This is a genomic window from uncultured Tessaracoccus sp. (assembly GCF_947286155.1).
Classification (GTDB): Bacteria; Actinomycetota; Actinomycetes; order Propionibacteriales; family Propionibacteriaceae; genus Arachnia.
Genome location: NZ_CAMYPD010000036.1, coordinates 22065 through 28064 on the forward strand (window position 1 = coordinate 22065; position 6000 = coordinate 28064).

Here is a 6000-nt window from a genome sequence, read left to right on the forward strand (position 1 = left end):
CTCAACCTCCCGTTGAAGTGATCCAACTGCTGTTGTAACATTCTCAACACCACGTTGAAACAACCCAAGGACGGGTTGAGGATCCAAGGAGAAACGCACATGCAGTACATCGCCGAACCCTTCAAGATCAAGATGGTCGAGCCCATCCGCATGACCACCCGCGAGGAGCGCGAGGAGGCGCTGAAGGCGGCCCACTACAACGCCTTCCTGCTCGAGGCCGACAAGGTCTACATCGATCTGCAGACCGACTCCGGCACCGGCGCCATGAGCCAGGAGCAGTGGAGCGCGATGATGCGCGGCGACGAGGCCTACTCCGGCGGCAAGTCGTACTACCGCCTCGTGGAGGCCGGCAAGGACGTCTTCGGCTACGAGTACATCCAGCCCGTCCACCAGGGCCGCGCCGCAGAGAAGGTGCTCTTCCCGATGCTGATCCAGGAGGAGGGCCGGTACGTCGTCTCGAACACCTTCTTCGACACCACCCGCGCGCACGTCGGCCTCGCCGGCGGCCACGCCGTCGACTGCGTGTGCCCCGAGGGCCTGGACACCGCCACCTACGCGGACTTCAAGGGCAACATGGACACCGCCCGCCTCCGCGACCTCATCGCTGAGCACGGCAAGGCCATCGTCGGCATCGTGATGACCGTCACCAACAACACGGTCGGCGGCCAGCCCGTCTCCATGGCCAACATGCGCGAGACCTACGAGATCGCCAAGGAAGCCGGCATCCCCGTCGTCATCGACGCCGCCCGCTACGCCGAGAACGCCCACTTCATCAAGCAGCGTGAGGAGGGCTACGCCGATGTCAGCCCCAAGGACATCGCCCGCGAGATGTTCAGCTACGGCGACATCTTCACCATGTCCAGCAAGAAGGACGCCATCGTCAACATGGGCGGCCTCATCGGTGTGAAGGAGGAGGGCCCGCTGGTCGACGCCGTGAAGTCCCGTGTCATCCCCTTCGAGGGCTACCTCACCTACGGCGGCCTCGCCGGACGTGACCTCGAGGCACTCGCCGTCGGCCTCTACGAGGGCCTCGACGAGCACTACCTGGCCTACCGCGTCGGCCAGATGGAGTACCTCGCCGCGAAGCTCGACGAGTACGGGATCCCCTACCAGAACCCCGTCGGTGGCCACGCCGTCTTCGTCGACGCCGGCCGCCTGCTCCCCCACATCCCGTGGAACCAGTACCCGGGCCAGGCGCTCTCCGTGGCGCTCTACCTCGAGGCCGGCATCCGCACCTGCGACATCGGTTCGTTCCTCATGGACCGCGACCCGTTCACCGGTGAGGAGCAGCAGGCGCCGTTCGAGTTCACCCGACTGGCCGTCCCGCGCCGTGTGTACACCCAGGCCCACCTCGACGTCATCGCCGAGGCTCTGAAGAACATCAAGGCGCAGGGCGAGGCCGTCAAGGGCTTCAAGATCGTCAAGGAGCCCAAGGTGCTGCGCCACTTCACCTCCCATCTCGAGCCCGTGGGCTGACGTCCCGCGGAACAGGAGAGTCATCGTGAGCACCACCTTGCAACGAGGCGAGGCGAAGGAGGCCGCCACCGACAGCGGCCTCCACCGCTCCTTGAAGAACCGCCACATCCAGATGATCGCGCTCGGCGGCGCCATCGGCACGGGCCTGTTCTACGGCTCCGCCACCGGCATCCAGACCGCCGGACCGGGCATCATCCTCGCCTACATCCTGGGCGGCTGCGTGATCTTCTTCGTCATGCGAGCCCTCGGCGAGATGAGCGTCCACACGCCGGTCTCGGGCGCCTTCAGCTACTACGCGTACCGCAACTGGTCGAAGTTCGCCGGGTTCTTCTCCGGATGGAACTACTGGTTCAACTACATCCTGGTGTCGATGGCAGAGCTGGCCGTCGTCGGCACCTACATCAACTTCTGGTTCCCCCAGGTCCCGACGTGGCTCACCGCAGCCGTGTTCCTCTTCGTGATCACGGCCATCAACCTCATCGACGTCAAGGCGTACGGCGAGTTCGAGTTCTGGTTCGCGATCGTGAAGGTCGTCGCCATCTGCGCGATGATCCTCTTCGGCCTGGCCATGATCCTCTTCGGCATCGGCAACAGCGGCGATCCGATCGGGTTCAGCAACCTCTGGGCCCACGGCGGCCTCCTGCCGCAGGGCCTCACCGGACTGGCCCTGTGCTTCGTCGTGGTGATGTTCAGCTTCGGCGGCGTCGAGCTCATCGGCATCACCGCCGGCGAGGCGGACAACCCCCAGAAGTCGATCCCCAAGGCCATCAACCAGGTCGTCTACCGAATCCTCATCTTCTACATCGGCGCCATGATCGTGATCCTCGCGATCTTCCCCTGGACCGGCATCGACGGCAAGATGAGCCCCTTCGTGGCGATCTTCGACGGCATCGGCATCGCGGGCGCCGCCCACGTCCTGAACGTGGTCGTCCTCTCCGCGGCGGCATCGGCCTACAACTCGGGCCTCTACGCCAACGGCCGCATGCTCTACTCCCTGTCACAGCAGGGCAACGCACCGAAGTTCCTGGGCAAGCTCAACCGCTCGGGCGCACCGGTCAACGCCGTGCTCGTCTCGTCGGCCGTCACCTCGGTGGCTGTCGTCCTGGCCTTCCTCTTCCCGGACCAGGTCTTCCTGTACCTGATCTCGGTGGCGCTGGCCGCGGGCATCATCAACTGGGTCATGGTGATCGTCACCCAGATGCTGTTCCGCCGCCGCATCGGCGCCGAGAACGTCTCCCTGCTGAAGTTCAAGATGCCGCTCTACCCGGTGTCCAACGTGGTCGTGCTCGTCGCACTGGTCTCGCTCTTCATCGGCATGGCGTTCATGCCCGACTACCGGATGGCCACCATCGTCGGCCCGATCTGGATCGTCGCCCTCAGCGTCGCGTACTTCCTGAAGTCACGAGGCGGGGGCAACCGGGAAACCGCCAAGGAAGCGGCCCGCGAGGCACAGTAGTCTCGACCACACCGGTGGGCCGACGTCGGCCCACCACCACCCCAGGAGGAAAGCATGGAGATCATCAGCACCGACGCCGCCCCGGCAGCGATCGGCCCGTACTCGCAGGCGGTCCGCGTGGGCGACTTCGTCTACGCCTCGGGCGCCATCCCCCTCACCCCGGACGGTGTGCAGGTGGCCGGTGACAGCGCGGCCCAGGCACGGCAGTGCCTGGACAACGTGGAGGCCGTGCTCGCCGCTGCTGGCCTGACGCTGGCCAACGTCGTGAAGACCACCGTGTTCCTGACGAACATGGACGACTTCGCCGCGGTCAACGAGGTCTACGGCTCGCGGTTCGCCGAGCCGTACCCGGCCCGCTCCGCAGTCGCCGTCGCCGCCCTGCCGAAGGGCGTCAACGTCGAGATCGAGGTCATCGCGAAGGCCTGAGCGCACCCAAGGATCAAGCCCTGTTGCGGTTTCCCGCAACAGGGCTTGATCCTTGTCTCCGGGCGCGCTTCAGTGGGCGGCGAGCTCCGCGACGACGTACGCCATCTCCACCGCGATCCGATCGGGAGGGAACGGACCCGGGAGCCGAGCCGCCGCCATCGCCTGCAGACTCGCCGCGACGACGCCCGCCCGCCACGCCGGCAGCCCAGCGGCCAGCAGCGCTCCGCAGCTGCCCGCCAGCACGTCCCCCGAACCAGCCTGCCCGGTCCACGCCGGACCGCCGACCGCGATCGTCGCCCGGCCCGACGGCTCGGCCGCCACCTGCGTGGCCCCCTTGAGCAGCACCGTGGCCCCGGTGCGCGCGGCGGCCGACCGGGCCGAGCCCACCGGATCCGCCTCCACCTGCGCTCGCTCGACGCCGAGCAGCGTCGCCAGCTCGCCGGCGTGCGGAGTGAGGAGCCATCCCTCCATGCCGACCTCCGGGAGGCATCGAAGGGCCTCCGCGTCGGCGACGACGGGCACCCCCGCCTCGACGGCGCGGGCCATGCGCGCGGGATCGGGGCCGCCCCACCCGGAGCCGACGACGAGGGCCTGCACCCGCCCCTGCCCCAGGACCACGCTGGGGCGGCGACCCAGCACGAGCTCCCCCGGCACCGGCCCGAGCTGCCGCACCATGCCCGTGCCGGCGTGCAGCGCGCCCTCGATCCCGAGCAGCGCGGCGCCCGGGTAGTCGGCGGAACCGGTGTCCAGCCCGACGACGCCGCGGGTGTACTTGTGACTCTCCGGCCCGGGGACGGGCAGCCAGACCGCGACGTCGGAGGCTTCGGCCACGCGGAGGTCGTCGTCGGGCACCGGGATGCCGATGTCCGCCACCACGACGTCGCCGCACCGGGATGCCGCGGGTTGGAGGACGTGGCAGGGCTTGCGGGCCGCGAAGGTCAGCGTGCGGGTGGTGTGGAAGGACTCCCCCGGCCTCGCCGCGTCGGCGTCCAGCCCGCTGGGCAGGTCGACGGCCAGTACCGGGACCTCGAGGTCGCGGGCCGCGCGGGCGAAGAGGGCGACGTCGTCGGGCAGACCGGGCCGGGCGCCGATGCCGGTGAAGGCGTCGACGACCACCCCCACCTCGTCGAGCGCGCGCGTCGCGCAGGCGGCGTCCACCTCCTCGCAGCCGGCTGCCCTGGCGGCGTCGAGTCCGGACGCGTGAGCCCGACCCGCGGCGAGCCAGAGCAGCACGCGCCGCTCGGCGGCGAGTTCGGCGGCCGCGAAGAGCCCGTCGCCGCCGTTGTTGCCCGGGCCCACCACCACGAGGACGTCCCCGTCGAACGAGCGTGCCGCCTCCGCGACGGCGGCTGCGGCGCGCTGCATGAGCGGGACACCGTCGTCGAGGAACGGCTGCTCGAGCGAACGCATGCGCTCGGCCGTCACGACGGGCCTCAAGACTCGCACACCACCATCGCGGTGGCGAATCCACCGTCGTGCGACAAGGACAGATGCACATGCTGCACGCCGAGCTCGTCGAGGCGCTGCGCGACGGTGCCCGTGCATCGAAATGAGGGGCGACGGTGCTCGTCGCGGACCACTTCGCAGTCCAACCAGCGCAGTCCCCCAGGCGCGCCGAGCGCCTTGGCGAGGGCTTCTTTGGCTGCGAAGCGGGCCGCACGCGACTCCATCGAAAGCCCCTGCTCGTCGGGCGTGAGCAGCCTCGTGGCCAGCCCGGGGTTCCGGGTGAGGGCAGCATCGAAGCGTTCGACGGCGACGAGGTCGGTTCCGATTCCCACAATCATGCGTGGAAGCCTAGCTGTTGTGCTCCGTGAGGTTGGCTACTCGCCTGGCTGGTGGTTGGCCATGAAGTGCGTTGGTAGCTGAAGCCCTATCGCCCAATCACGCCGGCGCAGCCGGGTGGGGCAGGACCGGCTTTTAGGCTCAGTCGTTCGCGTAGTACTCGACGGCCTTGCGCAACTCCTCCACGACCTGCTCCTGCGTCACCCCATCGCCGGCATAGCTCAGGGTGATCACCCCGTCATCGGCAGCCACTGCACACAACGTGTCGTCCGGAATACAACTTGCGAAACCCACCGACTTCAACGGACCCTCAACCCGAGCCAACGTTTCGTACAGGCCATAACTCCCGACCTCAACCGACAGATCATACGCTTCGCTCACACCCATCGTCTCGCTGTAGTACACAGACCGCCATTGCGTGCGTTCCCTGACGTCCTGCACGGGAAGCCCACCCAACTCCGACGGGTACCCCGACGGCAGCACACCATCGAACAAAGACGCAAACACCACCGGCGGCGGCGAGCCCCCAAACACATCCAACGTCTCGTCAAACTCCGCCAACACCGGCGCAGGCCACCTCGGATCCTCCACCACCATCGGCCCAGAAGACGAACCAGAAGGCTCCTCCGACGATCGACCCACCGACGACTCCGAAGCCCCCGACGTAGACTCCCCCGATGCCTCAGGCGACGGACCCACCGAGGCCCCCCCTCCCAGACGACGGTTCCACCCCCGAACCCGAACCACAAGCAACCAGCCCCACAACAGACACCACGGCCAGCACCCCCATTGATGCCCGCATCCACCGCGCCTTAGTCGTTCGCATAAAACTCCACCAACTTACCCAACTCCGCCACCAT

At 67.9% G+C, this 6000-nt stretch carries 6 protein-coding genes; 3 read left to right on the forward strand and 3 right to left on the reverse strand.

The window, feature by feature from the left end; genetic code table 11:
• Positions 1-99: 99 nt before the first annotated feature.
• The 3 genes from Q0X68_RS09700 to Q0X68_RS09710 all read left to right on the forward strand — a co-directional run bounded on the left by Q0X68_RS09700 (position 100) and on the right by Q0X68_RS09710 (position 3358).
• Positions 100-1476, forward strand: coding sequence for a tryptophanase (locus Q0X68_RS09700; RefSeq protein WP_297750903.1), 1377 nt, complete (start codon positions 100-102; stop codon positions 1474-1476).
• A 112-nt stretch (positions 1477-1588) separates the two neighbouring features.
• Entirely contained in the window at positions 1589-2932 is a 1344-nt protein-coding gene (locus tag Q0X68_RS09705) for an amino acid permease (protein ID WP_297750917.1), read from the forward strand.
• A 54-nt stretch (positions 2933-2986) separates the two neighbouring features.
• A complete protein-coding gene (locus tag Q0X68_RS09710) occupies positions 2987-3358 on the forward strand; it encodes a RidA family protein (RefSeq protein WP_297750906.1) in 372 nt (123 codons plus the stop codon).
• A 69-nt stretch (positions 3359-3427) separates the two neighbouring features.
• On the opposite strand, the gene Q0X68_RS09715 is transcribed toward Q0X68_RS09710, so the two are convergent.
• The 3 genes from Q0X68_RS09715 to Q0X68_RS09725 form a co-directional block, all read right to left on the reverse strand.
• The gene (locus tag Q0X68_RS09715) at positions 3428-4795 is read right to left on the reverse strand and encodes an NAD(P)H-hydrate epimerase (RefSeq protein WP_297750920.1); all 1368 of its coding nucleotides are present in this window, start codon (positions 4793-4795) and stop codon (positions 3428-3430) included.
• Entirely contained in the window at positions 4792-5142 is a 351-nt protein-coding gene (locus Q0X68_RS09720; RefSeq protein WP_297750909.1) for a holo-ACP synthase, read from the reverse strand. The genes Q0X68_RS09715 and Q0X68_RS09720 overlap by 4 nt, the downstream gene beginning before the upstream one ends.
• 139 nt (positions 5143-5281) lie before the next feature.
• A complete protein-coding gene (locus Q0X68_RS09725; RefSeq protein ID WP_297750912.1) occupies positions 5282-5782 on the reverse strand; it encodes a hypothetical protein in 501 nt (166 codons plus the stop codon).
• Between the last annotated feature and the right edge of the window lie 218 nt (positions 5783-6000).